Source organism: Methyloceanibacter sp. (assembly GCF_050726195.1).
Taxonomy (GTDB): Bacteria; Pseudomonadota; Alphaproteobacteria; order Rhizobiales; family Methyloligellaceae; genus Methyloceanibacter.
In genome coordinates this window covers 1-26,547 of the sequence record NZ_JBOHJC010000015.1, presented here as the reverse complement: position 1 = coordinate 26,547, position 26,547 = coordinate 1, and the positions used below count along the sequence as shown (strand labels likewise).

At 63.8% G+C, this 26,547-nt stretch carries 26 protein-coding genes; 14 read left to right on the top strand and 12 right to left on the bottom strand.

Going from position 1 to position 26,547, the window contains the following annotated elements; genetic code table 11:
* Positions 1-58 precede the first annotated feature (58 nt).
* Both carB and ACRECX_RS11360 read right to left on the bottom strand, forming a co-directional pair.
* On the bottom strand, positions 59-3,499 hold the full coding sequence (carB, locus tag ACRECX_RS11365) for a carbamoyl-phosphate synthase large subunit (RefSeq protein ID WP_431558953.1): 3,441 nt from the start codon (positions 3,497-3,499) through the stop codon (positions 59-61).
* Between the two features lie 188 nt (positions 3,500-3,687).
* Positions 3,688-4,347 (bottom strand): glutathione S-transferase family protein, encoded by a 660-nt coding sequence (locus ACRECX_RS11360; protein WP_431558952.1) that lies wholly within the window; start codon positions 4,345-4,347, stop codon positions 3,688-3,690.
* A gap of 126 nt (positions 4,348-4,473) precedes the next feature.
* Here ACRECX_RS11360 and ACRECX_RS11355 point away from each other — a divergent pair, with 126 nt between their 5' ends.
* Genes ACRECX_RS11355 through ACRECX_RS11345 form a run of 3 tightly spaced genes read left to right on the top strand, consistent with a single transcriptional unit; the run spans position 4,474 to position 5,934 of the window.
* A complete protein-coding gene (locus ACRECX_RS11355; protein ID WP_431558951.1) occupies positions 4,474-4,968 on the top strand; it encodes an SRPBCC family protein in 495 nt (164 codons plus the stop codon).
* A 3-nt stretch (positions 4,969-4,971) separates the two neighbouring features.
* Complete coding sequence (locus ACRECX_RS11350) at positions 4,972-5,568, top strand: TetR/AcrR family transcriptional regulator (protein ID WP_431558950.1); 597 nt, start codon at positions 4,972-4,974, stop codon at positions 5,566-5,568.
* Between the two features lie 18 nt (positions 5,569-5,586).
* Positions 5,587-5,934, top strand: coding sequence for a nuclear transport factor 2 family protein (locus tag ACRECX_RS11345; protein ID WP_431558949.1), 348 nt, complete (start codon positions 5,587-5,589; stop codon positions 5,932-5,934).
* Positions 5,935-6,130: 196 nt separating this feature from the next.
* On the opposite strand, the gene ACRECX_RS11340 is transcribed toward ACRECX_RS11345, so the two are convergent.
* The 3 genes from ACRECX_RS11340 to carA are packed head-to-tail and all read right to left on the bottom strand — an operon-like array spanning position 6,131 to position 8,189.
* On the bottom strand, positions 6,131-6,592 hold the full coding sequence (locus tag ACRECX_RS11340) for a hypothetical protein (RefSeq protein WP_431558948.1): 462 nt from the start codon (positions 6,590-6,592) through the stop codon (positions 6,131-6,133).
* Complete coding sequence (locus ACRECX_RS11335) at positions 6,589-6,915, bottom strand: hypothetical protein (protein WP_431558947.1); 327 nt, start codon at positions 6,913-6,915, stop codon at positions 6,589-6,591. The genes ACRECX_RS11340 and ACRECX_RS11335 overlap by 4 nt, the downstream gene beginning before the upstream one ends.
* Positions 6,916-6,959: 44 nt before the next feature.
* The gene (carA, locus tag ACRECX_RS11330; RefSeq protein ID WP_431558946.1) at positions 6,960-8,189 is read right to left on the bottom strand and encodes a glutamine-hydrolyzing carbamoyl-phosphate synthase small subunit; all 1,230 of its coding nucleotides are present in this window, start codon (positions 8,187-8,189) and stop codon (positions 6,960-6,962) included.
* A 200-nt stretch (positions 8,190-8,389) separates the two neighbouring features.
* Here carA and ACRECX_RS11325 point away from each other — a divergent pair, with 200 nt between their 5' ends.
* The 3 genes from ACRECX_RS11325 to ACRECX_RS11315 all read left to right on the top strand — a co-directional run bounded on the left by ACRECX_RS11325 (position 8,390) and on the right by ACRECX_RS11315 (position 10,030).
* On the top strand, positions 8,390-8,839 hold the full coding sequence (locus ACRECX_RS11325) for a GatB/YqeY domain-containing protein (RefSeq protein ID WP_431558945.1): 450 nt from the start codon (positions 8,390-8,392) through the stop codon (positions 8,837-8,839).
* Positions 8,840-9,084: 245 nt separating this feature from the next.
* Positions 9,085-9,483: a hypothetical protein gene (locus tag ACRECX_RS11320; RefSeq protein WP_431558944.1), complete on the top strand. Its 399-nt coding sequence runs from the start codon at positions 9,085-9,087 to the stop codon at positions 9,481-9,483.
* Between the two features lie 199 nt (positions 9,484-9,682).
* On the top strand, positions 9,683-10,030 hold the full coding sequence (locus ACRECX_RS11315) for a hypothetical protein (protein WP_431558943.1): 348 nt from the start codon (positions 9,683-9,685) through the stop codon (positions 10,028-10,030).
* A 58-nt stretch (positions 10,031-10,088) separates the two neighbouring features.
* Here the strand turns inward: ACRECX_RS11315 and ACRECX_RS11310 are convergent, their stop codons facing one another.
* The 4 genes from ACRECX_RS11310 to ACRECX_RS11295 are packed head-to-tail and all read right to left on the bottom strand — an operon-like array spanning position 10,089 to position 11,355.
* A complete protein-coding gene (locus ACRECX_RS11310) occupies positions 10,089-10,328 on the bottom strand; it encodes a hypothetical protein (RefSeq protein ID WP_431558942.1) in 240 nt (79 codons plus the stop codon).
* Positions 10,329-10,360: 32 nt separating this feature from the next.
* Positions 10,361-10,609: a hypothetical protein gene (locus ACRECX_RS11305; RefSeq protein WP_431558941.1), complete on the bottom strand. Its 249-nt coding sequence runs from the start codon at positions 10,607-10,609 to the stop codon at positions 10,361-10,363.
* Between the two features lie 42 nt (positions 10,610-10,651).
* Positions 10,652-10,990: a BrnA antitoxin family protein gene (locus tag ACRECX_RS11300; protein ID WP_431558940.1), complete on the bottom strand. Its 339-nt coding sequence runs from the start codon at positions 10,988-10,990 to the stop codon at positions 10,652-10,654.
* The gene (locus ACRECX_RS11295) at positions 10,882-11,355 is read right to left on the bottom strand and encodes a BrnT family toxin (RefSeq protein ID WP_431558939.1); all 474 of its coding nucleotides are present in this window, start codon (positions 11,353-11,355) and stop codon (positions 10,882-10,884) included. The genes ACRECX_RS11300 and ACRECX_RS11295 overlap by 109 nt, the downstream gene beginning before the upstream one ends.
* A gap of 105 nt (positions 11,356-11,460) precedes the next feature.
* Between ACRECX_RS11295 and dnaG the strand changes: the two genes are divergently transcribed.
* The 4 genes from dnaG to ACRECX_RS11275 all read left to right on the top strand — a co-directional run bounded on the left by dnaG (position 11,461) and on the right by ACRECX_RS11275 (position 16,061).
* Entirely contained in the window at positions 11,461-13,368 is a 1,908-nt protein-coding gene (gene dnaG, locus ACRECX_RS11290; protein ID WP_431558938.1) for a DNA primase, read from the top strand.
* A 425-nt stretch (positions 13,369-13,793) separates the two neighbouring features.
* Positions 13,794-14,921: a hypothetical protein gene (locus ACRECX_RS11285; RefSeq protein ID WP_431558937.1), complete on the top strand. Its 1,128-nt coding sequence runs from the start codon at positions 13,794-13,796 to the stop codon at positions 14,919-14,921.
* Positions 14,922-15,077: 156 nt separating this feature from the next.
* Positions 15,078-15,371 carry a hypothetical protein gene (locus tag ACRECX_RS11280; RefSeq protein WP_431558936.1) on the top strand — a complete coding sequence of 98 codons (294 nt, stop codon included), beginning with the start codon at positions 15,078-15,080 and terminating at the stop codon, positions 15,369-15,371.
* A gap of 147 nt (positions 15,372-15,518) precedes the next feature.
* A complete protein-coding gene (locus ACRECX_RS11275) occupies positions 15,519-16,061 on the top strand; it encodes a L,D-transpeptidase (RefSeq protein ID WP_431558935.1) in 543 nt (180 codons plus the stop codon).
* Positions 16,062-16,173: 112 nt separating this feature from the next.
* Here the strand turns inward: ACRECX_RS11275 and ACRECX_RS11270 are convergent, their stop codons facing one another.
* Positions 16,174-19,776 carry a PQQ-binding-like beta-propeller repeat protein gene (locus ACRECX_RS11270; RefSeq protein WP_431558934.1) on the bottom strand — a complete coding sequence of 1,201 codons (3,603 nt, stop codon included), beginning with the start codon at positions 19,774-19,776 and terminating at the stop codon, positions 16,174-16,176.
* 587 nt (positions 19,777-20,363) lie between these two features.
* On the opposite strand from ACRECX_RS11270, the gene rpoD reads away from it, so the two are divergent.
* Positions 20,364-22,361: an RNA polymerase sigma factor RpoD gene (rpoD, locus tag ACRECX_RS11265; RefSeq protein ID WP_431558933.1), complete on the top strand. Its 1,998-nt coding sequence runs from the start codon at positions 20,364-20,366 to the stop codon at positions 22,359-22,361.
* A gap of 28 nt (positions 22,362-22,389) precedes the next feature.
* Here rpoD and ACRECX_RS11260 read toward each other — a convergent pair whose 3' ends face one another.
* Positions 22,390-22,614, bottom strand: coding sequence for a hypothetical protein (locus ACRECX_RS11260; protein ID WP_431558932.1), 225 nt, complete (start codon positions 22,612-22,614; stop codon positions 22,390-22,392).
* Positions 22,615-22,732: 118 nt separating this feature from the next.
* On the opposite strand from ACRECX_RS11260, the gene ACRECX_RS11255 reads away from it, so the two are divergent.
* The gene (locus ACRECX_RS11255) at positions 22,733-23,110 is read left to right on the top strand and encodes a hypothetical protein (protein WP_431558931.1); all 378 of its coding nucleotides are present in this window, start codon (positions 22,733-22,735) and stop codon (positions 23,108-23,110) included.
* A gap of 1 nt (position 23,111) precedes the next feature.
* Here the strand turns inward: ACRECX_RS11255 and ACRECX_RS11250 are convergent, their stop codons facing one another.
* Entirely contained in the window at positions 23,112-23,639 is a 528-nt protein-coding gene (locus tag ACRECX_RS11250) for a GNAT family N-acetyltransferase (protein ID WP_431558930.1), read from the bottom strand.
* 437 nt (positions 23,640-24,076) lie between these two features.
* Here ACRECX_RS11250 and ACRECX_RS11245 point away from each other — a divergent pair, with 437 nt between their 5' ends.
* A complete protein-coding gene (locus tag ACRECX_RS11245) occupies positions 24,077-24,298 on the top strand; it encodes a hypothetical protein (protein ID WP_431558929.1) in 222 nt (73 codons plus the stop codon).
* Positions 24,299-25,058: 760 nt separating this feature from the next.
* Positions 25,059-25,790 (top strand): MltR family transcriptional regulator, encoded by a 732-nt coding sequence (locus ACRECX_RS11240; protein WP_431558928.1) that lies wholly within the window; start codon positions 25,059-25,061, stop codon positions 25,788-25,790.
* The last annotated feature ends 757 nt before the right edge of the window (positions 25,791-26,547 follow it).

The following is a 26,547-nucleotide window of genomic DNA, read 5'->3' as shown; positions in this document are numbered from 1 at the left end:
AATAGTCTCAAGGAATTGCCCAGTCTGAGTCAAGAATCGGTTGATTTTGACCGTTTTTCTATGCCGGCTCGGCCAGTTTGGCTGCGCCTTTGCCGACATAGCTTTGCAAGGGGGCCACGGTCAGACTGCCCTCCCGGAGCGCCTTGATGGCCTTGGTCACGGCCAGTGCGCCAGCCAGGGTTGTATAATAGGGGATGTGGTAGAGCAAGGCCGAGCGCCGGATCGACATGGAGTCGGCGAGGGCCTTGGCCCCTTCCGTGGTGTTGAACACGATGTCGATCTCGCCGTTGGTGATGGCGTCGACGATATGAGGCCGGCCCTCCAGCACCTTGTTGACCCGCTCGCACGGGATGCCGTGAGCGTCGAGGTGGCGCTTGGTGCCGCGCGTGGCGACGATGCGGAAGCCCATGTCCACGAGCTGCCGGACCGGCGCCACCAGCTTATCCTTGTCGCTGTCCTTCACCGACACGAACACCGTGCCCGACAGGGGGAGCTTTGAGCCGCCGCCGAGCTGGCTTTTGGCGAAGGCGACCGCGTAGTCGCGGTCGATGCCCATCACCTCGCCGGTCGAGCGCATCTCCGGGCCGAGCACCGGGTCGACCCCGGGGAAGCGGGCGAACGGGAACACCGCCTCCTTGACGGCGATATGGCCGAGCTTCGGCCGCTTCAGCCCGAACGAGGCGAGTTTCCGACCGGCCATGACCTCCGCGGCGATGCCGGCGATGGGGAGCCCGATCACCTTGGCCACGAACGGCACGGTCCGCGACGCCCGCGGATTGACCTCGAGGATGTAGATCTCGTCGTTCTGGATGGCGAACTGCACGTTCATCAGACCTATAACGTTCAAGGCGCGCGCAAGTTCGACCGTCTGGCGCTCCAGGTCGGCGATGATCTCGGGCTTGAGCGAATGCGGCGGCAGCGAGCAGGCGCTATCGCCCGAATGCACGCCCGCTTCCTCGATATGCTCCATCACCCCGCAGATGAACACGTCGCCGGTTCCGTCGGCGAGCGCATCGACGTCCACCTCGATGGCGTCGCGCAAATATGAGTCGATCAGCACCGGGCTCTTGCCCGACACCACCACCGCTTCGGCAATGTAGCGGGCGAGCTGCGGCTCGTCGTGCACGATCTCCATGGCGCGGCCGCCGAGCACGTAGGACGGGCGGATGATGAGCGGAAAGCCGATAGTGTTGGCGATATCGACGGCTTGCGCGGCGGAGCGGGCGATGCCGCTGTTCGGCTGCCTAAGCCCAAGCCGCTCGATCAGCGCCTTGAACCGGTCGCGGTCCTCCGCCAAGTCGATGGCGTCGGGCGAGGTGCCGAGGATCGGCACATGCGCGGCCTCGAGCGCCGCTGCGAGCTTGAGCGGCGTCTGGCCGCCGAACTGCACGATGACGCCCTTGAGCGTGCCGTTCACACTCTCGGTGCGCACGATCTCCAGCACATCCTCTTCCGTCAGCGGCTCGAAATAGAGCCGGTCCGAGGTGTCGTAGTCGGTGGACACGGTTTCCGGGTTGCAGTTGACCATGATGGTCTCGAACCCTGCCGCCGACAGCGAGAACGCCGCGTGGCAGCAGCAATAGTCGAACTCGATGCCCTGGCCGATGCGATTCGGCCCGCCGCCGAGAATGATGACCTTCTCTTTGTCCGACGGCCGCGCCTCGCAGGCCGGCGCGCCGGCGAACCCCGCCTCGTAGGTCGAGTACATATAGGCCGTGGGCGAGGCGAACTCCGCCGCGCACGTGTCGATGCGCTTGTAGACGGGGCGCACATCGAGCGCGCGCCGCCGCGCCGCCACCTCGCCCGGATCGAGCCCGGCGAGGCGCGCCAGCCGCTCGTCGGAGAAGCCCTGTGCTTTCAGCGCGCGAAACTGGGCGGCGGTCTGCGGTAGCCCATGCTGGCGCACGCGCTCCTCGGCGTCGACGATGTCCTGGAGCTGGTTGATGAACCACGGATCGATGCGGCATGAGTCGTAGATTTGCTCGTGGTCGAAACCGAGCCTGAGCGCTTGCGCGACTTTCAGCAGCCGGTCGGGCGAGGGCGTGCCGAGCGCTGCGCGGATCACGTTCTTGTCGTCGCCCTGGCCGAGTCCCTCGAACGTGATGTCGTCGAGGCCGGCGAGCCCCGTCTCCATGGAGCGCAGCGCCTTTTGCAGCGACTCCTGGAAGGTGCGGCCGATCGCCATGGCCTCGCCCACCGATTTCATCGACGTGGTGAGGGTCGGCGTGGCGCCCGCGAACTTCTCGAAGGCGAAGCGCGGGATCTTCGTCACCACGTAATCGATGGTCGGTTCGAACGAGGCCGGCGTCGCGCCGCCGGTGATGTCGTTGGCAAGCTCGTCCAAGGTGTAGCCGATGGCCAGCTTGGCGGCGATCTTGGCGATGGGAAAGCCGGTCGCCTTCGAGGCCAAGGCGGAAGAACGCGACACGCGCGGGTTCATCTCGATGATGACGAGCCGTCCGTCGGCCGGGTTCACCGCGAACTGCACGTTGGAGCCGCCGGTCTCCACCCCGATCTCGCGCAACACCGCGATCGAGGCGTTGCGCATGATCTGGTATTCCTTGTCGGTCAGGGTCAGCGCCGGCGCCACCGTGATCGAGTCGCCGGTATGCACGCCCATCGGGTCGACGTTCTCGATGGAGCAGATGATGATGCAGTTGTCGTCCTTGTCGCGGACGACCTCCATCTCGTACTCCTTCCAGCCGAGCACCGACTCCTCGATCAAGACTTCGCAAGTCGGGGAGGCGTCGAGCCCGCGCTCGACGATCTCGATAAACTCTTCGCGGTTAAAGGCGACCCCGCCGCCCGTGCCGCCCAAGGTGAAAGAGGGGCGGATAATGGCCGGAAGGCCGATGTCCTGGAGTGCTTCCAGCGCCTCGATCAGGCCTTTTTCCACATAGCGCCTGCGCCGCTCGCTCTCGTGCCGCGCCCAATCGGCCTCGAACTCGAACATGGCCTTGGCGCGCGCCTCGGGGTCCGGATTCTCGGCCTCGATGCGGGCGACCTGCTCCTTGTAGATCTTGCGGTCGGCGCGCTTGAGGGTGGCCGCGTCGGCGAGCCGCGAGCGCGGCGTTTCGAGCCCAATCTTGTGCATCGCCTCGCGGAACAGCTCGCGATCCTCCGCCTTGTCGATAACGTCGGCCTTGGCGCCGATCATCTCGACACCGAATTTGCCGAGCACGCCGCCCCGGTGGAGGCTGAGCGCGGTGTTGAGCGCGGTTTGCCCGCCCATGGTGGGCAGCAGCGCGTTCGGCCGCTCCTTCTCGATGATCTTGGCGACCACGTCCGGGGTGATCGGCTCGATATAGGTGGCGTCGGCGAGCTCGGGGTCGGTCATGATCGTGGCCGGGTTCGAGTTCACCAGCACGATGCGGTAGCCCTCTTCTTTCAGGGCCTTGCAGGCTTGGGTGCCCGAATAGTCGAACTCGCAGGCCTGCCCGATCACGATCGGTCCTGCGCCAATGATCAGGATGGACTTGATGTCTTCGCGTTTGGGCATGGTCCGGCAGCGGGTGTCCGGCGCCAGTCTCGGGCCGGGACCTTGGGAGAGCGATTCTAAGGGCTAGAGGGCACCATATAGGCGAAAGCGCCCGCCACGGGAAGCGGCGCGCCGCCACAGCAGCGGGAAAAATGGAGGCCCGGCGGGAGAGACCGCCGGGCCTTGGCAGCAAAGGGCTTGGGGGGTGGTTAAGCCGCTTTGCGGAACATCTGCGGGATCGTCGCGTGGTAGCTCGGCCGCCCCTGGAAGGCCGCGCGGAGCCCCGCCACGTTGGGCGCCTCGGCCACCAGCTCCGGACCCTCCGGGGCCACCGTCACCAGTGCGTCGACCATCGGCATCAGGATCATATCGTCGAGACGCGGCCTGTTGCCATGCAGGAACGTGCGGCCGTCGAGCGCCCGGTCGAACACGGCGAGATGCGCGCGAATGTCCGGGATGGCCGCGTCGATGGTGGCGCGGTCGATCGGCTTGCCGGTGAACTGCGGCAGCACGTACTGCACGACGCAGCGGCCCATGATCGAGCGCGACCCATAGTCGAGGAGCGCGCTGACCCACTGCTCCATGCGCACCGCTTCGAGCGGGTCCTCCGGCACAAGCCGCGGGCCGTCGAACATGCGGTCGATGTAGTGGCCGATCGCCAAGGTCTCGAACAACACCACGTCGCCGTGGCGTATCGCCGGGATGCGGCCGAAGGGATGAAGCTGGAGGTGCGTCTCGCCCTTCATGTCGGCGAACTCGTTCATCCCGTTCGTCGTCAGCGTGTAATCGACGCCCTTCTCCTCGCAGAAGATGCGCGCGGCGCGCACCCAGTTCGAAATGTCGAAGCCGATGATTTCCACGGTACCCATAAATTCAACCCTCCTCATGTCCCTCGCCAGATCGTGCGCGAGTGTCCCGCAGAACTAAATATGTTCAAGAACATAAATTGGCTTTGGGTTACGCTCCGGGGTCACTGGTCGATGGAGGAGGAGGAAATGCAAGCGGAAGAGGTCAAGAGCTGGGTCGCGGACGGCAGGCTTCACAAATTCGCGAGCCGCGTCATCCCGGTGCCTCCGGACGTCGCCTGGCGGGTGATGACCGACCATGCCGGCTATGCGGACGTGGCCGACAATCTCAGCAAGGTCGAAGTGGTTTCGGGGGAAGGCCTTGGCATGGTGCGTCGCTGCCACGATACCGGCGGTCGCTCCTGGAGCGAGACCTGCACGGTATGGGATGACGGACGGGCGTTTGTCTTCGCCGTTCACACGTCGGCCCCGGACTATCCCTATCCGCTGACCGAGCTTGAAGGTCATTGGCGAGTCGAGCCGGTTCCGCAAGGATCGAAAGTCATTCTCGAGTTTGCCGCTCGCGCCAAATGGGGCGTGCTTGGGCGCCTCCTGCTCCGTCTGATGATCGGGCCGGCCGAACGGATCTGCCGCCGCCTGCTCGAGCGGTGGGAAGACAGAATGATTCTTGAAGAGGGAAGATAAGCGATGCCCTACACCCCGCAGCACAAGGCCGAGACGCGCAGCCGCATCGTCGATGCCGCTCGGCGCTTGTTCAATCGCCGCGGCCTCAATGGCGTGTCGATCGACGAGATCATGGCCGAGGCAGGACTGACCCGTGGCGGCTTCTACAATCATTTCAATGCTAAGGACGAGCTCTATGCCGAGGTGGTCGCCGGCGTCCTGTCTTGCGCTTCAGCCAGGCGCCAATCCGCCGGCGACACCGCGGAAGCTGGCATCGCCCACGCGTTCATCGCCGCCTATCTGTCGCAAGCGCGCTTTGACGATCGCGAGAATTCCTGTCCGCTGATGGCGCTGCCTTCCGACGTGGCGCGAAGCGGCGAGCCGGTGAAGCGCGCCTACGCCCAAGTGCTGGACTATGTGGTCGGGCATCTGGAGGAAGGTCTTTCCGGTCCGGCCTCGCGCCGGCGCGCCATGGCGATTGCCGCGCTCTGTATCGGCGGCATGGCGGTGGCTCGCGCCGTCGATGACGCAGAACTCGCGCGCGAAGTCAGAGAGGCGGCGGAGGAGGCCGCGTTCTCCCTCGCGAATTGGGCGGCCCCGCGTGTCGAGGCCGCCGAGTAGTTCCGAAAGGACCGCGCGATGACCAATGCAAAAAGGCTGCTTGAGCGCCTCTACGACCGCTTCAATGCCCGCGACCTAGACACGGCGCTGGCGTTCATGCACCCGGACGTCGTGTGGGCAAACGGGCTGGAAGGCGGCCACGTAGAGGGACGTGACGGCGTTCGCGAATACTGGACGCGACAATGGGCGATGATGGACTCACGCGCCGAGCCGGCTGGATTTTCCATCGGCGGCGATGGAACAGCACATGTCGAGGTTCATCTGACGGCGCGCGACCATGATGGAAAGGTGTTGTTCGACGAGATTGCCGGCCACGTGTTCCAAATCGAGGACGGGCTGATCCGGCGCTTCGACATCCAGAAGTAGCATCGGCCGGTGCCTATCTGGTCCCGATGCCAGGTCGCGGGCGTTAGCTGTTGCCGCGCTCTGTATCGGCGGCATGGCGGTGGCGCGCGCCGTCGATGACGCAGAGCTCGCGCGCGAAGTCAGAAAGGCGGCGGAGGAGGCCGCGTTCTCCCTCGCGGATTGGGCGGCCCCGCGTGTCGAGGCCGCCGAGTAGAAGTTACTGCCAGACGTTGGGCACTTCGCCGTCGGTTTTGAGCTCCGTCGCGCTCGCGCAGAATTTCTTCGGCTTGTCGTTGCCTTCGGCGAGCAGCAATCCGTAGCTCATGCCGAACCGGATGAGGACCGCGGCGTTCCACGCCTGCGCGTCCTCCTCGGACATATTCTTTGGCGCTGGCGTCGTCGCCTCGGCGATCCCCGCGGAGAATTTGTCGGGGTTGAGCTTGAAGCCGTCGCAGATTTTCGCCGCCGCCGCTTGGAACGCAAGGTTGTTGAGCAGCGCGAACTGCTTTTCGGTCAGCACCGGCTCCTGGTCGCCGATGGCGTCTTCCCAGGCGTCGTCGAGCCTGAGGTCGTCGTCTTTGTCCTCCGCCAGGGCCGGAACAAGCCCCACGGCGAGGCAAACGATGAGCGCGAGCAGCGCGTTGCGGATCTGCAATGTGAGGGTCATGATCGTGCTCATCGCGCGTAAACCTTGTAAGTCCAGTTGGCGCTATAGGCGCCGTTTGAGTTGTAGCAGGCCCGGTGCGCCGGATAGCACATGACGCCGGGCTTTGGCGAAAACGACTGATCCCACGATGACGGCTTGGGCTTCTCCCTCACGTAGACCTTCTTTGAGTGGTTGATCTCGCTCGACACCACCGCCCCGACCGCCGCTCCGGCGATGATGCCGCCGACCACCGCGGCGGTGTTGCTCTTGGCGTGAGCCGGCGTTGCCAGGCAAAAGCTCATCGCCGCCACTGCCGTCAAGGCGGTACCCGGCACTCTCATATTGAGGCTTATCATCGACTGGACCCTCCTTGATCTGCGCGAGGCGCGCCTCGCGCGCCTCAGCCCTTCTTGGTTTCCTCCATCAGCGCCACGAAGCGTGTGAAGAGATAATGACTGTCTTGTGGCCCCGGCGAGGCCTCCGGGTGGTACTGCACCGAGAACACCGGCTTGTCCCTCACCTTGAGCCCGCAATTCGACCCGTCGAACAAAGACATATGCGTTTCCTCGACCGTCTCCGGCAGGCTCTCGCGGTCGACGGCGAAGCCGTGATTCATCGAGGTGATCTCCACCTTCCGCGTTGTAAAGTCCTTCACCGGGTGGTTCGCGCCGTGGTGGCCTTGATGCATCTTCGAGGTCTGTCCGCCGAGCGCGATTCCCAGCATCTGATGGCCGAGGCAGATGCCGAACACCGGCACGCCGGAGTCGACGAGCTTTTTGATCTCCGGCACGGCGTAGACGCCGGTCGCAGCCGGATCGCCGGGACCGTTCGACACGAACACGCCGTCCGGCTTGCGCTCGAGGATTTCTTCCGCGCTGGTCGTCGCCGGCACGACGGTGAGCCGGCAGCCCACGGTGGCGAGCTCGCGCAGGATATTGCGCTTCAATCCGAAGTCGATGGCGACCACGTGGAAGCGCGGCGCCTCCTGCCGCCCGTAGCCGTGTCCCCAGCGCCACGCGGTCTCGTCCCAATTGTAGCTTTGGCCGCACGTCACCTCCTTGGCGAGGTCGAGGCCGACCATGCCGGGCCACGCCGCCGCCTCGCGCTTCAGCGCGTCGAGGTCGAATCTGCCGTCGGCCGCGTGCGCGATCACCGCGTTGGGCATGCCCTTCTCGCGGATCAGCGCGGTGAGCGCGCGCGTATCAACGCCGGTGATGGCGATGATGCCGCGGGCTTTGAGCCACGCATCGAAGTTCTGGCCGGCGCGCCAGTTCGACGGCGCCGTGATGGGGGCGCGCATGACGCAGCCGCGCACGCCGGACGAGGCGGCGAGGTTCGCCGTCTCCATGTCCTCGGTGTTGACCCCGACATTGCCGATATGCGGGAAGGTGAAGGTGATGATCTGGCCGGCATAGGACGGGTCGGTGAGGATCTCCTGATAGCCGGTCATCGCCGTGTTGAAGCACACCTCGCCCACCGCGACGCCCGTGGCCCCCGCGCCGTATCCTTCGATCACCATGCCGTCGGCGAGCACGAGCAGCGCCGTCGGCGCCGCGTCGGCCCAGGGCGGCACGCGCCGCACGCGGGAAGGAACGGCCTCCGCGGCCAGGGGGTCAGGTGTGTCGTTCATGGGCGTGCCAACTATGGGCGGCTCGCCGCCATGGCAAGCCAACCTCACGCGGTTCTTTACGTTAGCCCCGCTGCGCGGTCAATCCACACGACAAAATATTTTCTTGTGAAAACAAGATGTTAGATGGGCAAATTCGCTTGCGCCGCCCGACCACGTCGATTACCTTGGGAGCTTCTTCCCGCAACGCCGAACCGAGATCGATGCGCGAGACCATCACCGCCGCCGTGCAAGCTGCGACCAAGGCGCGCGACACGCGCCGCGTCTCGACCTTGCGGCTGGTGAGCGCCGCCATCAAGGACCGCGACATCGCCGCGCGCACAGCCGGCAAAACGGCGGCGACCGACGCCGAGCTCCTCGAACTGCTCGCCAAGATGATCAAGCAGCGCGAGGAGTCGCAAAAGATCTACGCCGATGCCGGCCGCGCCGAGCTTGCCACGCAAGAGGCGGAAGAGATCGCCATCATCCGCGAGTTTCTTCCCAAGCAGCTCTCCGACGCCGACATGGCGAAGGCCATCGATGAAGCGATCGCCGAAACTGGCGCGTCAAGCGTCAAGGACATGGGCAAGGTCATGGCCGCGCTGAAAAGCCGCTACGCAGGTCAGATGGATTTCGGCAAAGCGAGCGCCGCAGTGAAAGCGAAGCTCGGCTAAGCGCTGCCTAGTTAAGCGCCATTCCGGCGGAAGCCGGAATCCAGAACATGCACTTCGCACAATGCGTGTGCATCGCTTGCGCAATCGGCAAGGCAAATCGACTCTTTTGTGAAACCCTGCGTCAGCCCGACACGCGTCAGTTTGTCAGTGCACCGCAACATCGATTTGTCGCGATGCGTCGTTACCTACGACGCAATGCAGCACGGAGTGATTCTGTGCTCGAAGATTCCAAAGGAGGCCTATCGATGTTGCTGCGATCTTTGAAATGCGCATCTCTTGCCGCGAGTGCGCTCGCGGCCGTCGCCCTCGTGACGCCGGCGATTGCTCAAACGCCTGAAGCCAATCTCGGGCCTGTCGGCCCGTACGAGCCGATCCTCGCCATGATCGGCGACAAGCGCGTCATCGCCTACTACGCGCCGGACGGCGGCAAGTGCACGGTGAGCGCCGTGGTGTTCGACGCATCGCCCGGTGGCGGCGGGCTTGGCTCGACGCGGGTCCGCGTCAGCTTGAGCCCGGGCGAGACCTTCAATCTCGACGCCGTCAAGGACGAGACGGTGTCGCTTGCTTGCGGCGATGGCGCCGGCAAGCTCGTAATCGTAAATCGCCGCGAGGTGAAGCGCTCGGCCAGCAAAGCGGCCGACTAAAGCGATCCGCTAACGAGGAGGTGAGCCGGGTGGAGCGGTCCGCTCCGCCCGGCTTTTCTTTTTGCTCGAAATCCCGTTTTCTTGTGGCGCGGCGGCGAATGACCCAGCATGGTGCCAGGTCATCGGATCTCAACATAGGGGTTACGTTATGCGAGTTTGGAAGTTCGCGCCGTTGGCGCTTTTGGCAAGTGTTTGCTTGATGCCGACGCAGGCTGCGGCGACCTACGATTGTGCCCTTGCCGAGGTGTTTGCCTGTACACCCGCCGGCGGCTGTCAGCGGGTATCGGCTCAGGACAACAATCTCCCGCCCGCCGTGACGCTCAACGTCAAGCAGAAGAACCTGTTCTCGGGTCTGTTCGGCGGGGAGGGCATATTGCATTCGGGGGACGTCTATGAGGACGAGAAGGTTCTCATCCTCCACGGCCGTCGCGCCCTCCAGACCTGGACCGCGGTCGTGAACAAGCAAACGGGTGCCTATTCCGGTTCGGTCTCGCAACTGGGCCAGACCTTCGCCCAGTTCGGCACCTGCACCCGGGTCGTCAATTAGCCGGCGCCATAAGCAACACAGAGCCGGGGAGGGCTGAGGCTCTGCCCGGCTCATCACGCTACAGGCGCGGCCGCTGCCTTCGGTTCACCCAATAATAAAGTGCGAAGCCGCCGACCAGGAACAGCACGATCGCCGCCGCCCACGACAGGGCCGTGCCGTACCAGTAGATAAGGCCGAGGCCCGCGGCCGGCGCTCCGATCATCGCCACGATATCGGCGATATCGATATCGAGCACCCACCACACCATGAGTGCAGCTGCGGCGAAGATCGCCAGCGCGATGATCAGGACCGTCTCCATCGGACCTCTTCGAACCTCCTGGCCTGTTTCTTCTATTTCGGCGGCTCGGCCTTCCGGCTTCCGGCGCGGCGCACTAGGAAATAGACGAACGCGCCCGCGACGGCGAATAGCGCGATGCCTGCCGCCCAGGCGAGCGGTGTCCCGTACCAATAGATGAGCAGCGCGCCGGCCCCAGGCGCCGCGACCGGGACCACAACCTCGGGTGCGTCGAAATCCATGAACCACCATGCGACGACGGCGATTACGGCAATCGCCACCAGCACACCGACGATGATTGTCATTTAGTCTCCCCGCTTTCAGTTACTTGATCGAATCTTGCTGGCCTATTTGCGCTTCGCCCGCGCCTGCTCCATGAAGCTCCTGAGCACCGCGTTGATGCGCGTCTGATAGCCGGTGCCAAGGCTCTTGAAATAGGAGAGCACGTCCTCGTCGAGCCTGATCGAGATCGCCTCCTTGCGGCGGGGATAGACGAGTTCCGCCTTCGACCAGTCTATGTCAAGCAAGCCTTCCCATTCCGGATCGGCGCGGGCCGCCGCCTCGATCTCTTCCTCGGTCATCGCCTTGAGCCGCGCCCAGTCGGTTTCGTCCTTGACACGTTCAAGACGTCCGTCGGCGTGCTCGACGACGTAGGTGCCGTCGTCGAGGGAGGCGACGAGGCGCACGATGTCTTCTTCTTCCTTCTTCCGCTTATTGGCCATAACGCCTTCGTTCCGATTTGCGCTCTCCGCGCCGAGATGATGCGAATACGTCCTTCGCGAAATGTGAAGACCACAGTTACTAGCCGTCCGTCGACCTCACCAACGATCATTTGCCTTATTTCGCCGCCGCGGCTCTGCGCCTCAAGCGTCACAGCCGCCGGGTCCGAGAAGACGAATTGCGTCCTGGTAAAGTCGATCCGATGTTTGACGACGTTGGACCGTCTCTTCCTTGGGTCCCATTCGAAGCCCTCGAACAAGAAATCGTCTTCGTCGCGAGGGGGGGCATTCGAGTTCCCACCTACGCCAAAAGCCGCCGTTACGCAATACATTCTGTATATACAGCAAACTGTTCGCCTTTTGTTCTATAGTGAATTGCGGGAATAGCAGCAAGTGAAAGGTGGCTTTCGGGCATCGCCTAGCGCCCACTCCAACACATGAAATTCTCCGATTCGTTCCTCGACGAGATCCGCGGCCGGCTTCCCGTGAGCCAGGTCGTGTCCCGCCGCGTGCCCTTGAAGCGGGCCGGGCGCGAATGGAAGGGGCTGTCGCCCTTCAACCGCGAAAAGACGCCGTCCTTCACCGTCAACGACCAGAAGGGCTTCTATCACTGCTTCTCCTCCGGCAAGCACGGCGACATCTTTACCTTCCTCATGGAGACGGAGGGCCTGAGCTTCCCGGAAGCCGTGGAGCGTCTCGCGGGCGAGGCCGGCCTGCCGCTACCCAAGCCCGACCCGCAATACGAGCGCGTGGCGAAGGAGCGCTTGAGCCTGCTCGATGCGCTCGAGGCCGCGGCCAAGCTGTTCGAGGAGGCGCTCCAATCCGCAGCCGGACGCGAGGCGCTGACTTATGCCGAAGGGCGCGGTCTCGCGCGTGAGACGCTTCAGGAGTTCCGCATCGGCCATGCGCCATCCTCGCGCGACGCGCTCAAATCGGCACTCATCAAGCAGGGTTTCACCGAAGTCCAGCTCCTCGACGCCGGCCTCCTCATCAAGCCCGACGATGGGCGCCCCACCTATGACCGTTTCCGCAACCGCCTCACCATTCCGATCCTCGACGCCAAGTCCCGCGTCGTCGCCTTCGGCGCTCGTGCCCTCGACCCGCAAGCCGAGCCGAAATATCTGAACTCGCCCGAGACGCGACTGTTCGACAAGGGCTCGACCGTCTTCAACTTCGCGCGCGCGCGCGGCCCCGCCTTCGACAGGGGCGAACTGATCGTGGTCGAAGGCTATATGGACGTGATCGCGCTCCATCAGGTGGGCTTTGCCAATGTGGCGGCGACGTTGGGCACTGCCTTCACCGAGCGCCAGATGGAAATCTTGTGGCAGCTCGCGCCCGAGCCCGTCATCTGCTTCGACGGCGACCGCGCGGGCGAGGCGGCGGCGGCGCGTGCCATCGACCGCATGCTGCCAGCTTTGCGCGAAGGCCATTCCTTCCGCTTCGCCTTCTTGCCCCAAGGCCAGGACCCCGACGATCTCGTCCGCAGCGCCGGGCCGGCTGCTTTTGCCGCGTGTGTCGGCGGCGCGCGCCCGCTCATCGACATTCTCTGGCTCAGGGAGAAGCAGGCGGCGCGCCTCGATACGCCGGAGCGCCGCGCCGCCTTCGAGGCGAGGCTCGAGACCTTGCTCGGACAAATCACGAATGCGCGCGTGCGGGACCATTACCGGCGGGAGATCAAGAATCGCCTCTTTGCGTTGTGGCGAGAGCAGCCACGCCCGCGACAGGGAGAGAGGGCGCCGCGCGTTAAGCCCCGCACGCCCGCGCCGCGCGAGAAGCTGCCGCCGCCGTCCGTTTACGGCTTCGCCGCGATCGTCACCCTTGCGCTCGTCAATCATCCCTGGCTGCTCGATCATTTCGCCGAGGAGGTGGCAAGCGTGGAGGTGCGGGATAAGCCGCTCGCAAGCCTTCTTGCCGCCGTCACCAGCGCCATCTTCGAGGACGACCTCATCACCCGCGAACGCCTCGTCGCGAGGCTAAGCGAAGGCCGCCACGGTGCGCTGTTTGAACGGCTCATGCGCGAGAGCCCCTACGCCCGCGTCGCCTTCCTCCAGCCCGAGACGCCTAGCGACCAGGTCGAGGCCCAGTTCGCCGACGTCATCTATCGCTGGCGGGCGCTGCCGACCCTCAACAAGGAGCTCGCCGAGAGCGCCGATCAACTGGCGGACATGTCCGAGGCCGAGTTCGAGCGCTTCGCCGCGCTCCAGCAGCAGGTGGCGAGCGTCGGTCAGCACCACGAGGCGGACGACGCCGGCGAGCGCGATGCCAACAAGCGCTTCGCCGAAACCGTGGCCCGCCTCAAAGCCGAACACCTGAAGCGCGGCCGCCGCCCCGAAAAGCGCCATTAGCTTGGAGCTGCCTTCGGGCTCGATACGTCGGCCCGCAAGTCCGCATCGGCACCCTTTACACCATTAAGTTGCATATGTTCGATATACCCGCTATAAGCGTGTAGCGGGGAGGGGCACAACCGTGTCCAGCAAATTCATCAGCGCCCAGTGGGTCATGGCGACCTTAAGACAGGTCCTCGATCCGACTGGGCGGCGCGTGATCAAGTGGAACGGGCCCGTCGGGCGGCTACATCAGAGGTGGCAAACCCGCCGTCCGCGCGTTCCATAACGTCCTCAACAAGGCGCCAGGCTTCAGCGGCTACAAGCTCAGCCTGGTCCCCGGCGACATGGCCGCAGTCAAGACCGTCGCCGACATCGGCGCGGTCCTGGTCGGCTGGTTCAAGAAGAAGGGGTACGAAGTGGTCATATGAACGGGGGACGGGGGCATGTGCAGACTTCTTGCGGCGGCGTGCGCGCTCGCCGTGATCATGGCGGCTAGCAGTCCAGGAGACGCAGCGACCGGCGGTCAACTGAGAGAGATCGATTACAATCGGAACGGCGCGCTCGATCCCGGCGCGGAGTACAAAGCGTATCTCAAGCTGGAAGGGCTGGACGCCGCAAACCTCACCGACAGCCAGATTTCCCGCATCGGAGCCCTACAGGCCGACTTGGCGACATTCGGCGCCATTCCCCATGAACAACTTGCCGTGCAAGCAACAGAGCCGCAGTCCGCTTGCGACCCCGGGCAAGGCTTCTATCTCCGTCGCGACAAGCTCGACATCTCCATCTACAACGCAAGCCTTGAAGATCCGGCCGCGAAGGGCGCGGCGATCGCGTTCTCCGACAATTCCGAGACTGAGACGGAAACCGGAGAGGTGCACGCCGTCGCCGCCTATGTCTTCGCTAGGAACCCGTGCCGGCAGCGCCCGGGTGGCGTTGAGGTGGGCAAGCCCTTCGTCTCCGGCTATGCCTTCGCCGTGTCTGTCCTCGCCGACGGCACTCTGACCGCCGATCGCACGACTGAGAAGAGCGCCCTGCAGCCTTCGTTCGACGCGCAAGTGGAGATCGCCGCCGGCCCGTTCGATCTCCAGGCTCTAACGTTCACGCCCTATTATCAGACCGACTTCCGCGGCGAGGCCCAGGCCTATGGCCTCCAGGCATCATGGGAGCCCTACAAGCTCGATTGGCGGCTCGGCGGCTCTTATCGCCTTTTCTCGCCGTGGTTCGACTATTTCTACCAGCTGAAAGCCGAGACGGTGGCTATGCACGTCGATGATGCGGGGCTCACCAATTTCACACCGGACACGGACTATTGGTGGTGGGGCGGCACGGTGCGGCTCAACGTCTTTCTGCTCCCAGATGTGCTGTCCGACCGGCTGACATGGATTTCGACCTATCAATATTATTTCGACGACCGGTCGGAGGACGACATCGACCTGTTCACCACGGCGCTTGCCTATAACCTCACCGACAGCGGCCACACCTCCATCGCGATCGAGTACCAGAACGGCACCAAGCGCGATACCTTGGAGAACGTCGACCAATATCTCGTGACGCTGAACGCCAAGTATTGACGGGACGTCGGCAGCCGAAGCGCGGCCGGCCCCAGAGGCGGCAATCGTAGCCCGGATGAAGCGAAGCGAAATCCAGGACCGCGCATGTCGCTCCCCGCGCATTCGGGCGACGCATGCTATTCAGATAGATATAGGATTCCGGGATGGAGGCCTGCGGTGGCACACTTGGTAGCGCTGTGGAGAGGGGAGATCCCGCTTGTCGAAGCGTTTTGGCGACACGCCATCGCCTATGGCACGATCGCCAACGTCGTGGCGACGGCTGCCGCCATCGCGGCAGTCGCGGCCGGTCTGCCCGAAGCCGTTGCCATCGCCCTCTTTCTGCTTCCCGTTCCATACATCTTGACCGCGATGGTCGGCGTGGTGCGCAGCGCCAATCGGGACCGGGGCGAGTGGGCCGGCGCGGCCAAAGTCGCCGTGATTGTGTGGGGCGCCGCCATGATTTTGCTCTGACAGACGCGAAGGTGCGCGCCGTCAATTTTCGGCTGCCGCGTCGTCACCGCAATTCGGCTATACTAGGCTCTTCGTGGGGTACGAGCCGAGGGCCACGGCCTTTGAGCTTGCAAGGCTGTGTCTCGGACCGTGGAGGGAGTGACGGGGATGGGACGCCTCAGGCTTCTGGCTGCGCTGCTGCTTGCGAGCGCTCTCGCCTGCGCCGCGGCCACGCCGGCGCGCGCCGGCATCTCCATCGTGATCGACAAACCGACCCAGACCATGACCGTGACGGTCGACGGCCAGGTGCAATACCGCTGGCCCGTATCGACCGGCGCCACCAAATATTCGACGCCGGCCGGCTCCTATTCGGCCTTCCGCATGGAGCGCATGCACTATTCGCAGGAATGGGACAATGCCGGCATGCCCCACTCGATCTTCTTCACCACCCGCGGCCACGCCATCCATGGCTCCAACCATCCCGGGATGGGCACGCCGGCGTCCCATGGCTGCGTCCGCCTGTCGCTGCCGAATGCCGCGACCCTCTATCAGTTGGTCGAGGCGCGGGGCATGGGCGGGACCACGGTCGTGGTGCGCGGGTCCGACCCGCCCGGCTACCACGCCCCGACCGACATCCCGACGGCGGCGGCGACGCCGCGGCAGCGGCGCGGGAACTGGCCGTTCCGCGGCCTGTTCGGCGGACGCCCTTGAGCCGAGTAGCCCGGATAAGCGAAGCGCCATCCGGGACCCTTTGGCGGCCGCCGCCCGGAAAGCGCGATTAGGGGCGCGGCGAACCAGTCTCAGCGCAAGAAGATTAGGGACTCTAGTGAAGCGCGGCGCCAATTTGCGGGGTTTGCTGCTGTGACGTAGTGGCGAGCTCCGGTAGCGGATCGGCGGGCTTCCAGCCCTGCGCAAGCTTCCAGATCTCGGCGACTTTATGCATCGGCAGTTGCCGCGCCACACTCGCCCGATACAGCATTGCCGGCTTGGTTTCGAAGCCGTCCTCGTAGCCGTGGGCATCGAATATGTTGAGAGCAAGCATGAAATGAAGCAGGGCCTGCTCCCGATTGGGCACGATGCCGTAATTGGCATCTCCCTCGCGATAGACCCATCCCAGCTCGCCATGCGCCCAAGGATCGCCCTGCTGCGCGCCAAGTCGCAGCCATTCCAGCGCTTTGCCCGGGTCTTTGGCAACGCCATTGCCTTCGGCGTAGCGCTGCGCGATGGATTTCGCCGCAAGGGTCACGCCATCCTCATGCGCGCGCAGGAGAAGTTTCATCGCTTCGTCCGGCGGCGTGTCCTTGAGGCCCGCCACCGCGAGCAGCGCCATGGGATAGCCGGCCGCCGCCGCGGTCCTGAAGCTCGACGCGAAATCTCTCGAATAATCTATCCAGCCCCAGTTGGAGGCGTCGGCGCGCTGCTGGGCTCGGGCCAATTGATATAACTGCTTGGCGTCGGCCGGATCCCGGGAGACGGCCGCCTCGCAGAGAGGAAAGGCCTCCTCGTTAAGCTCTGCCCAGGACACGCCAATGCCGCCGCTGCGCGGATCGAACGGATCGGCCGCGGCCTCGCCACAGCTCTGAGCCTTGGGTGCAGGCGGCTGCTCAAGGCCCACCTCCTCACGCTCCTCCCAGGACAGGTGTCTGCTGATCGAAGCCCGCAGATAGCTGGCCGCGGCTTCCAAATTCCTCGGCACCCGCCAGATGCGAATTTTCTTCTGCTTCGATGCGACCACCACCTCGTCGCCGTCCGGACTGAAAGCGGCGCCGGTGATTTCGCTGAGAGATCCGTTACGTCCTTCTTCGGACCCCTTGTCGTAACCCTCCAGGATCGCAATAGGGGTCCCGGTTGCCGTGTCCCATAGCCGCGCCGTTCCATCTGTTTTCGAAGTCGTTAGAATGGACTCGCCATCTGGGCTGAAGGTGATTTTGCCGAGCTCACCGAATTCGTGCCCCTTCAATGCTCTCAGCCGCTCGCCGTTCGTGGCATCCCACAGGAGCACCGTGCCATCGTCGTATGCGACCGCGAGAAGAGTATCGTCGGGATTGAAGGCAAGTGCTTCGATTGAAACGCGCCCGGGAGGCTCGAGCAAATGAAGCATCTTGCCAGTGGCGGCGTCCCAGACTCGGCCGGTACCGCCGATTCCTCCCATCGCCACCTGAGTTCCCGCATGATTGAAATTGCCTGCGTTTAGATCTTCGTATCGTGAAGGATCGCCTCCTTGCACCGACCGAAGCTGCTCGCCGGTCGCCGCATCCCAGATGGTGCTGTCACTTGGTGTTACCGTGAGGATTCGCGTCCCGTCGGGGCTGAATGCCGCGTCGAGGATCTTTCCCGCGTAGCCGCTGATCTCTCCCGCGTAGTCGAGTTCAAGCAGCCGCTCGCCGGTGACTGCATCCCAAAGGACCGGCTTGTGATCGTAGAAGATGGTCAGTACACGCTGGCCATCGGGGCTGAATCTCGCGAAATCCATAAGTCTGTCGTCTTGCAGCGCGACAACCAGTTTCCCGCTTGCCGAATCCCATATGCTCGATTTTTTGCGGTGGCGCGTGAGAACGCGGCCACCGTCCGGGCTGAAGGAGGCCTCGCCCCAACTATCCGGCAGCGTGTAAAGCCGCCGCCCGGTTGCCGCGTCGAACATCGCGACGCTGTCGAAGGCTCCCGCCAATACGCGCTTCCCGTCGGGACTGAAGGCGATAGTTTCCGTTTTGCCGTCACCGGCGAGGACGCGCTCTGGGCTTGCCGGATCCGTCCTCCACGCATAGACCGCGCCATCCTTGAACCCGGCCGCAAGACGACTGCCGTCGCCGCTGAATACGGGCGTCGCGCTCAGCGAGTTGTACCCGCCAAAGCGGACGATCTGGAGCGTCTCTCCCGATGTTGCTGCCAGCAACTGCATGATTGGATCCGTGTCTTGATAGCCCGTGGTCGTCACCAAAATGCTCTGCCCGTCGGGACTGTAGATTGGCCTGACCTTGTCGCTGCCACCCTTCACCGTCCGGATCGGTTGGGCGGTCGCAGCGTCCCACAGGGTGACGACCTTGTCGCGGGACGAAGTCACCACACGCTTGCCATCTGGGCTGAAGTCCCCGTCATAAATGGGGTTGTCATCGCTTTTCAGGACGCTGAGCTCGGCGCCCGTGGCTGCGTCGAGAATCTTGCCTTCGCCGCTTTCCAATACGATGAAGATCTTCGTTCCATCTCTGCTGAACCGTCCTTCGTTCCTGTCGATGTTGGGTTCGGGGTTGGCATCGAGAAGTTGTGCGCCCGTCTCCGCGTCCCAGATACGCGCGGTCGCATCACTCGATGCAGTCAAGATGCGCTTGCCGTCACTGCTGAAAGCCGCCGAGTAAACCCCTTGCAGGATATGAAGCGTCTCACCTGTTGCCGCATTCCAAACGCGCGCCGTACCGTCGGCGGATGCCGTCACCAGCATTGTTCCGTCGGGACTAAACGCGAGGCTATTGATGTGGCCGGTGTGGCCGAGAAGAATGCTGTCGATCGGATCTTTCGCAATGGCAGTGGCGATCGCGCCCGCCGCACTCGGCTCGATTGGGCGGTCGGACATATCGACACGCTCCGGGAGAGCGAGCGCCATGAGAGTCTTGGCCAATTCGAAATTCCCGTTCTCTGCCGCTTGCCGCGCACGAGCTCCGAGATATTGAGACTCATTGATCTGCGCTTGGCGTAGTTGCTCAGTCTTGAGGGTTCTTTCCGATTCGGCGGTTTGCCATTGCCACCCGGCCGCTACGGCGAAAACGAGCAAGGATGCGGCAGCGCTCATTGCCAAGGTGAGCGCCCGGCGCTGCTGGCGCACCTCTTGCGACAGCAGATCCTCTTTCGGCATGCCGCGAATGGCGGCGGCGAAATCGGCGCCGAGCTCGATGAAATGCGCGTTGCGCGGGTCGGCGCCTTCGCGGTAGGCGCGTAGGTCCACCCATTTCGGCTCGCTCGCAAAGCGCCCTTTGAGGATTTTCGGCAGCGGCGTCTTGGCGGTCCATTTGAAGTCCCCTTTCTTTTCGGCCCAGTCGAGCGACCCGTCGGTCAGGCCGATGAACAGCGTGTCCGCGCTCTTATGTTTCAGCCAATAGGCGACTTCTTTGGCGATCCAGGGCGAGCGGGCCGCCTCCGGCGAGGCGAGCAGAATCAGATGACCGGACTCTGCGAGCGCCTTTTCGATCGAAGGCCAAAGATGCGGCGTGGCGGAAAGGCTCGTATCGTCGCGGAACACGCGCAAAGCCCGCCGGCGGTACCAAGGCTTGCCGAGTTTCTGAACGACCGATTGCAGCGCCGCCGCGATCGGCTTGTCCTTGGCATGGCTATAGGAAATGAACCCGTCGTAGAGCGGCACCGATATCTCTCTGCGGCCTTGGCCGGGAGAACCGAGCCGGGACCGGTCAATTGAACAGCGCTCCTCGCGCAACACTAACACTGTCGTGGCGATCCTTTCGAGTTACTTCCCCGAAAGGCACTTGGGCGGGGGGCCGGCCGTCCCTAGTTCGGCCCCGAACTTGCATCGTTTTCGGCGCGCATTGATCCGGATCAAAACGAGAAATTCCTTGGCCGGGAGGGGCTTGCGGCCTTGACAGGGGGCACCCCCCTCGCCAAGTCATGACGGAAGGCGCGGGGTTCCCGCGCGATCCCGTTCAAGCGGAAAAGCGCGCCGCGTGCCCGCGTCGGAAGGTTTTAGCTTTCAAGGTCTTAGTGGAACCTTGGGGCCTTCCGGGGGAGTTTGCGGAAGTTGCGGCGCGCCTCAGAGTCTCTCGTCTCGATTTTGGGCTGGAAGTTCTGGGAGAAGTGGCAAGGACCGGAGGCCCGGCGCTCGAGAAGCAAAAATTCGAGGCGAGGGCACCCCGACCGGGCCATGCTTAATTGACGATTAAGGGAGAGGCCGTTAATCGCTTCTCGGGATGTGCCCCGCGCGCCGTCCCGTATCAAGAGTTGCGAACAGGCCCTCCCGTGAAGGCTGAAGAACCGGCGTCCCGATAACGGATGCGCCCCGGAGTGACATGAATGGCAACCAAAACCGCTGAAGCCGAAGACCAGGAGCAACCCGAGGCCCAGACCACCGACGGACCCGTGCTCGACATGTCCGACGCTGCAGTCAAGAAGCTGATCAAGACCGCGAAAGCACGCGGCTTCGTGACCTACGACGAACTCAACGAAGTGCTGCCCTCCGAGGAAGTGTCCTCCGAGCAGATCGAGGACACCATGTCGATGCTGTCCGACATGGGCATCAACGTCATCGACACCGATGAGGCCGAGGAGGCCGCCGGCGGTGAAAGCGCCGAGGGCGCCGACGGCAAGGCCGTGGTGGCGCAGGCCGCCGTGGTCAAGGCCGAGACGACGCGCGCCGAGCCCGCCGAGCGCACCGACGACCCCGTGCGCATGTACTTACGCGAGATGGGCTCCGTCGAGCTGCTGTCCCGCGAGGGCGAGATCGCCATCGCCAAGCGGATCGAGGCCGGCCGCGAGGCGATGATCGCCGGCCTGTGCGAAAGCCCGCTCACCTTCCAGGCCATCATCATCTGGCGCGACGAGTTGAACGAGGGCAAGATTCTGCTCCGCGACATCATCGACCTCGAAGCCACCTATCAGGGCCCGGACGCGAAGCAGGTCCCCTCCCAGCCTCTCCCCGGCGAGACCAACGGCGACGGCAGTGCCGCCGCGCCGGCCGCCGAAGGCGAGACCCAAGAGGAAGAGGAGGAGGAGGAGTACGAGGACGACGACGACCTCGAGAACTCGCTGTCGCTTGCCGCCATGGAGGCGGAGCTCAAGCCGCAAGTGCTTGAGACCTTCGACCTCGTCGCCACCAACTACAAGAAGCTCCGCCGCCTCCAGGATCAGCTAGTCGAGCGCGCGCTCAAGAACGACACGCTCTCGTCCAGCCAGGAGAAGCGCTACAAGGCGCTCAAGGACGAGATCGTCACCGAGATCAAGTCGCTCCAGCTCAACACCAACCGCATCGAGAGCCTGGTCGAGACCCTGTACGACATCAACAAGAAGCTGCTCGGCTATGAGGGCCGGCTGCTGCGCCTCGCCGAAGGCTATGGCGTCGCCCGCGACGACTTCCTCGCCGAGTATCAGGGCAACGAGCTCGACCCCAACTGGCTGCGCCGGGTGGGCCGCCTCAAGAAGCGCGGCTGGGCCGATTTCATCCACGACGAGCGCGGCATGGTGAAGGAGCTCCGCTCCGCCATCCACCAGCTCGCCGCCGAGACCGGGCTCGAGATCAGCGAATTCCGCCGCATCGTGCACATCGTGCAGAAGGGCGAGCGCGAGGCGCGCATCGCCAAGAAGGAGATGGTGGAGGCGAATCTGCGCCTCGTCATTTCCATCGCCAAGAAATACACCAACCGCGGCCTCCAGTTCCTCGACCTCATCCAGGAAGGCAATATCGGCCTGATGAAGGCCGTCGATAAGTTCGAGTACCGCCGCGGCTACAAATTCTCCACCTACGCCACGTGGTGGATCCGGCAGGCGATCACCCGCAGTATCGCCGACCAGGCGCGCACCATCCGCATCCCCGTGCACATGATCGAGACCATCAACAAGATCGTGCGCACCTCGCGCCAGATGCTGCACGAGATCGGCCGCGAGCCGACCCCGGAGGAGCTCTCCGAGAAGCTCGCCATGCCGCTCGAGAAGGTGCGCAAGGTGCTGAAGATCGCCAAGGAGCCGATCAGCCTCGAGACGCCGATCGGCGACGAGGAGGATAGCTATCTCGGCGATTTCATCGAGGACAAGAACGCGGTGCTGCCGATCGACGCCGCCATACAGTCGAATTTGCGCGAGACCACGACCCGCGTGCTTGCCTCGCTCACGCCGCGCGAGGAGCGGGTCTTACGCATGCGCTTCGGCATCGGCATGAACACCGACCACACCTTGGAGGAGGTCGGCCAGCAATTCAGCGTGACCCGCGAGCGCATCCGCCAGATCGAGGCCAAGGCGCTCCGCAAGTTGAAGCACCCGTCGCGCAGCCGCAAGCTTCGCTCGTTCCTGGATAATTAAGTTCCGTCATCCTGAGGTGGCCGCGCCTTCACTCGTCCTGTCCGGGCGGCACAAGAGCGAGCTTGATCTCCATCGGTCCGCCGCAGGCCTCGCAAGCCAATTGCGGAATATCCGACACGAGGTAGTCCGGCCCGAGCGCCGCGATCAGCCGATCGAGATCGAACACGGAGAAGCGCCGGCACGCCGCGTTCTGGCAATAGGCCTCGAGCGCCATGTTGCGGGCCTTGACCGCCCGGAACGTCCAATCGCTCATGGCGATTCCCCGCGCTCAAGCTGCGAAGCGGTAGCGTCATCCAGACTGCGCCGGCCCGTTGGCAAAGCCTCAACCTCCGTCTGCTAAACCTCTCGCCGATCAACGGCGGAGGACAAAGATGGCGACGACCATATCGATCGAGGAGACGGTAAAGGCCTGCGCGCTTGCCGGCAACTCCATGGTGCCCGGCAAGGCGCCGGTCCAGTCCGCCCTGAAACGGGAGACCTCGCTCGTCGGCCTTGCCTATCTCAACTACATCTACCAGAACGACATCGCCAATCAGCATTTCTGCGAGGCGATGCTGCTGATGCACGCGCAAGTGCCGCCCGGCACGGCGAACCCCTATGTGGCGCTGTTCACGCCCGCGCGCGCGGTCCCGGCCATGGCCGCGCTCGCCGATGTCCAGCTCGCCTTCGACTACGCCATCGCCCGCACCGATCCGCCCGCGGCCAAGGTCGAAGCCGCTCTCGCCACGCTGCGCAAGATCGTCGCGTAGGTCACCCCAACCGCCGAACCATGTACTGCGCGCCGGCGCCGTAAGGCGCGAGCTGCGCCGCGATGCTCTCGCCGCCGGCCGGCGTGAAGCCTGCCCGCGCCCAATGCCGCCCCGTGCCATAGACCGCGGCGAGCGCGAGCGCGCGCAAGCCCCGGGCTCCCGCGAGCGCGACGAGCAGCGCCACGAGCGCGCCCGAGGCGCCTTGCCCGCGCGCTTGCGGCAGGACCGCGACGTCGTGGAGGAACAGGCAATCGGCGTCTTCCGGCAGCCCGCCGAGCAACGCATCGAGCTTCGGCACGCCGCCCTGCCGCCACGGATGCGCGAACGCGTAGCCCACGACCGCGCCATCCCCCGCCAGCGCGAAGCAGCCTTGCGGAAACAGGGTGAGCTTCTCGGCGAACACGTCCGGCCGCTCGGGCAGGGTCGGGTGCACCGCCGCGGCGATCGCCTCGACCGCGGCGAGGTCGCTCATCCCCATCGCCCGCCATGCGGCGCGCGGCGCTTCATCGGCGGAATGTGTCTCGGTCATGCAGCTCCTCGAAAGCTCGACAGTTTACTCCGCTCTCGCAGCGAACTCCCGCTCTCCCCTGGGGGGAGAGCACGCGCTCCACAGCGCTCAAGTAGCGAAGCGGTAGCGCAAACCAAATGCACTGAGTAGCAGAGCGGGAGCGCATCGAAAATGCGAGCGCGGTGAGGGGGAAGCGCCGGAGGCGCGTCGGGACGCAGCGCCCCCTCACCCTTTCCGCCATGCGACTTGCAGGCGCGTTCCGCGCGCAAGATCGCGGCAGAAAGCCCTCTCCCCCACCTGCCTGCGCGAAGCCGAAGCGCCCATGTGACCAACCATGCCCCGCAACAGGGCTTCGCTTCGGCGAAGGCAGGAGGGGAGAGGGCGCCGCGGAACTTTCGCCCCCGTCTCGCCGTTCATCCATCACGGAACTCGTGTCGGAACAAGGAAGGAGAACGATCATGCGTTCGCTTCTTGCGGTGCTCATCTTTGTCGCCATGAGCGCGCCGGCGCTTGCGGCGCAGCCGGTCAAGGGCGCGGTGCAAGGCACGGCGACGGCGGCCAAGGGCGTCGGCCAAGGCGCGGTGCAAGCCGGTACTGGCATCGCCCGCGGCACGGTGACGGCGGCGAAGGGAGTGGGCCGCGGCGCGGCCTGCGTCTTCACCCTCGGCCGCCGCTGCTAGGCTCGTCGTCATCCTGAGGCGCGCGGCGCTCGCGCCGCGCCTCGAAGGATGAATCCCTCCCGGAGGGGAGGGTGGGCGCCGAGCGCGAGCGCTCGGCGGCCGGTGGGGAACTCTTTTTTCAGTTTGCGCTCGGGCTTGCCACCCCTCATCGGCGGAGGCGTGTTAAAAGCTGTGGGTCGAATCGCAGCCTGAGATTGACTGACCTAGTGTCGGACTGACCTCACGCCACCTCAGGAACTTGAGTAACCCACACTTCCTGTTCCCTACAAGCAGCAGGCGGGTGCATTCTTCTAGCTAGCACGAAAGCCAGTATTCTGTGGTTACCGTCCATGATTTCTGCGCCTGTGGAGTCATACAGGAGCGCGGGAGGCGACGGAAATACATGATGCTCTTTAAGGTATTCGAGTGCACGCAAGGTTCGTTCTTTGCCGTCTGTTATCTGTGAATACGGCGTTCGTATGCCTTCAAAATATGCCATCTCCATCTCGCCGAGCATGCGCATAGTGGCTGGGTTAAGTTTCGCAGTGACTACGTCAACCAGATCAACACGCTCCAACGTCCAACAGGCAGTCTTCCAAAATTCGATACCGCGCCCGGCAAGAATGTACTGCCACCTCCCAGGAAATCGAGGCGCGCCCAGCTCCGCAACGAATGGCGCTAGCCATTCCTCGGCTAGCGGCTCGGGAAAATTGGGAAACGTCTCGGCAATGATAACGCGAGTTCGCTCGTCCATTCGCGCTAAGTGGATTTACGACGGTTGTTGTGCTTCTTTGACCGTTTCGGCGGAACATTCTTCATCGGCTTAGGGCCAACCTTGCGGGCACCACGCAGGGGCAGCCTCCAGGCGGCGCTGGGCTTCTTCCGGCTTATACTGATCATCCTGATTCTTATCCATCACGGGGGCTCCGCTATGGATTGGTGGTTCATCTCAAATCCTTCAGAGCAGGAAGTCCTTAAGAACCTAGACAAGGATACCGACCGGGCCGCTGCCATTGTGGCAGCTGCTATCTTAGACAAACGACTCACAGACGCTATCTCTTATCGCTTCCACCCTCACGATGAAATTCACGGATCATTCTTCCGCTCTACTGGCCCGCTTGGCACGTTTAGCGTCAAAATAGATATGGCTTACGTCCTTGGCCTAATTGGCTCGGAAGCGCATCGTGACCTTATGACTATTAAAAACATTCGCAATGCCTTCGCCCATCATCTCGATATCATCGATTTTGACTCTCAGCGAATACGCGACCTCTGCGCCAACCTTGGCCTAGTTGAGCGCTACGTGTTCGAACGCGAGAGATACATCTTTGAATCGAAGCGCGACACGTCCTCCTCTGGCCCGGAAAAACTCATCGTCAGAGTTGGTGTAGAGAATCGCAATGAAACGCTGAAAAATCCTCGGCAACGCTACATTCTCAGCGCACTCGTACTAGATATGTTGATCCGCGTTAGACGCCGAGACGCGCCTCCGCTTCTCACGCCCCTCTTCTAGTCTAGCCCGCTCCATAGCCCGAAAAATCTGGGTGACGATTTCGGTTCTGGATTCGAACCTCATGGCTGAGGTAGGCGCTCAGCCCAGCCTCAACCATTCTGGGCGTCACCTCGGTTTCCATTCTTGCATCTTCCGCGTCCATTTGGGATTTTCTAGGAGTATATCCCTACTATGGCAACACCGACCTGTCACACAATTGATATTGCCACATTTTATGCGTTGTGGTGTCAAGATCGATCAAGAAAAAATTCCTAGACACTCTTCGCAACCCCCGCTACACTCTCGCCCACCTCGTCCGCTTTAAGGGGCGTTGCTCATGAGGCGTCTTGAGTGGCGGGACGGGGTGCGGCGCCTGCGGGTCTGGTTACGCGACCAAGACCTCCGGGCGGCACCGGGCTACCCCCCGGGGCTACACTATGAGCCCCCGGCAAGAGCCATACGACTTGGCCTGTCGCGCGTTTGAGCGCGATGCAAGGCCATTCGAAAGAGGGGTCCGCTGCCGACCAACGCTGCGGTATGGCGCGCCGTAAGGCGCCCGCCGGCTCCGGAAGGAGACGGAAGCCATAGGTTTGCGCTTTGCGGCGCGCCACCCCCCTCATTGGGGGGAGAAAGGAGCAAATCCCGGATGCATCCGCATCGCGGCAACGCTGGCGCATGTGTGTTGTCGAGCGCGAGCAGCGAGCTCCCGCTCTCCCCTTGTGGGAGAGCACGCGCGCCACTTGGCGCGCGGTGAGGGGTAAGCGGCGCAGCCGCGTCG

What these genes read in the sequence shown, in the direction of transcription:
- ACRECX_RS11255 (WP_431558931.1), top strand. Translation starts at nt 22,733, where the DNA reads ATGGCGACGACCATATCGATCGAGGAGACGGTAAAGGCCTGCGCGCTT.
- carB (WP_431558953.1), bottom strand. Translation starts at nt 3,499, where the DNA reads ATGCCCAAACGCGAAGACATCAAGTCCATCCTGATCATTGGCGCAGGA.
- ACRECX_RS11335 (WP_431558947.1), bottom strand. Translation starts at nt 6,915, where the DNA reads ATGATAAGCCTCAATATGAGAGTGCCGGGTACCGCCTTGACGGCAGTG.
- ACRECX_RS11320 (WP_431558944.1), top strand. Translation starts at nt 9,085, where the DNA reads ATGTTGCTGCGATCTTTGAAATGCGCATCTCTTGCCGCGAGTGCGCTC.
- ACRECX_RS11260 (WP_431558932.1), bottom strand. Translation starts at nt 22,614, where the DNA reads ATGAGCGATTGGACGTTCCGGGCGGTCAAGGCCCGCAACATGGCGCTC.
- ACRECX_RS11325 (WP_431558945.1), top strand. Translation starts at nt 8,390, where the DNA reads ATGCGCGAGACCATCACCGCCGCCGTGCAAGCTGCGACCAAGGCGCGC.
- ACRECX_RS11355 (WP_431558951.1), top strand. Translation starts at nt 4,474, where the DNA reads ATGCAAGCGGAAGAGGTCAAGAGCTGGGTCGCGGACGGCAGGCTTCAC.
- ACRECX_RS11345 (WP_431558949.1), top strand. Translation starts at nt 5,587, where the DNA reads ATGACCAATGCAAAAAGGCTGCTTGAGCGCCTCTACGACCGCTTCAAT.
- ACRECX_RS11305 (WP_431558941.1), bottom strand. Translation starts at nt 10,609, where the DNA reads ATGACAATCATCGTCGGTGTGCTGGTGGCGATTGCCGTAATCGCCGTC.
- ACRECX_RS11250 (WP_431558930.1), bottom strand. Translation starts at nt 23,639, where the DNA reads ATGACCGAGACACATTCCGCCGATGAAGCGCCGCGCGCCGCATGGCGG.
- ACRECX_RS11295 (WP_431558939.1), bottom strand. Translation starts at nt 11,355, where the DNA reads ATGTATTGCGTAACGGCGGCTTTTGGCGTAGGTGGGAACTCGAATGCC.
- ACRECX_RS11310 (WP_431558942.1), bottom strand. Translation starts at nt 10,328, where the DNA reads ATGGAGACGGTCCTGATCATCGCGCTGGCGATCTTCGCCGCAGCTGCA.
- ACRECX_RS11350 (WP_431558950.1), top strand. Translation starts at nt 4,972, where the DNA reads ATGCCCTACACCCCGCAGCACAAGGCCGAGACGCGCAGCCGCATCGTC.
- ACRECX_RS11275 (WP_431558935.1), top strand. Translation starts at nt 15,519, where the DNA reads ATGGGACGCCTCAGGCTTCTGGCTGCGCTGCTGCTTGCGAGCGCTCTC.
- rpoD (WP_431558933.1), top strand. Translation starts at nt 20,364, where the DNA reads ATGGCAACCAAAACCGCTGAAGCCGAAGACCAGGAGCAACCCGAGGCC.
- carA (WP_431558946.1), bottom strand. Translation starts at nt 8,189, where the DNA reads ATGAACGACACACCTGACCCCCTGGCCGCGGAGGCCGTTCCTTCCCGC.
- dnaG (WP_431558938.1), top strand. Translation starts at nt 11,461, where the DNA reads ATGAAATTCTCCGATTCGTTCCTCGACGAGATCCGCGGCCGGCTTCCC.
- ACRECX_RS11245 (WP_431558929.1), top strand. Translation starts at nt 24,077, where the DNA reads ATGCGTTCGCTTCTTGCGGTGCTCATCTTTGTCGCCATGAGCGCGCCG.
- ACRECX_RS11285 (WP_431558937.1), top strand. Translation starts at nt 13,794, where the DNA reads ATGTGCAGACTTCTTGCGGCGGCGTGCGCGCTCGCCGTGATCATGGCG.
- ACRECX_RS11360 (WP_431558952.1), bottom strand. Translation starts at nt 4,347, where the DNA reads ATGGGTACCGTGGAAATCATCGGCTTCGACATTTCGAACTGGGTGCGC.
- ACRECX_RS11315 (WP_431558943.1), top strand. Translation starts at nt 9,683, where the DNA reads ATGCCGACGCAGGCTGCGGCGACCTACGATTGTGCCCTTGCCGAGGTG.
- ACRECX_RS11340 (WP_431558948.1), bottom strand. Translation starts at nt 6,592, where the DNA reads ATGAGCACGATCATGACCCTCACATTGCAGATCCGCAACGCGCTGCTC.